Source organism: Bacillus sp. SIMBA_074 (assembly GCF_046534555.1).
GTDB lineage: Bacteria > Bacillota > Bacilli > Bacillales > Bacillaceae_G > Bacillus_A > Bacillus_A mycoides.
The window spans coordinates 1-269 of sequence record NZ_JAWRYM010000562.1 but is presented as its reverse complement, the minus strand read 5'-3'; the positions used below and the strand labels follow the sequence as shown (position 1 = coordinate 269).

The 269-nt window shown below is 47.6% G+C and carries 1 protein-coding gene; it reads left to right on the top strand.

Annotated features, from left to right (window positions below):
* A partial coding sequence (locus SB773_RS31980; RefSeq protein ID WP_410594361.1) for an ABC transporter permease occupies positions 1–269 on the top strand: 269 nt, incomplete at both ends.

Below are 269 nucleotides of genomic sequence, written 5' to 3'. Positions count from 1 at the left end.
CTCGAGCAATCCAAACAAAAGATTTGGCTCCTGCTCGTGATGATTCCGTTTTGGATCAATTTTCTCGTTCGCTCTTATGCATGGGTCATTATTTTGCGCTCACAAGGTGTCGTCAACACGATGCTGCAATCGATGGGCATTATTTCTGAACCACTGCCTTTGCTGTACAATTCTGGCTCCGTGCTGCTGGGGATGGTCTATACACTGGTGCCATTCATGGTTCTGCCGATCTATGTTTCTTTGGAGCAGATGGATCGTCGCAAGCTGGA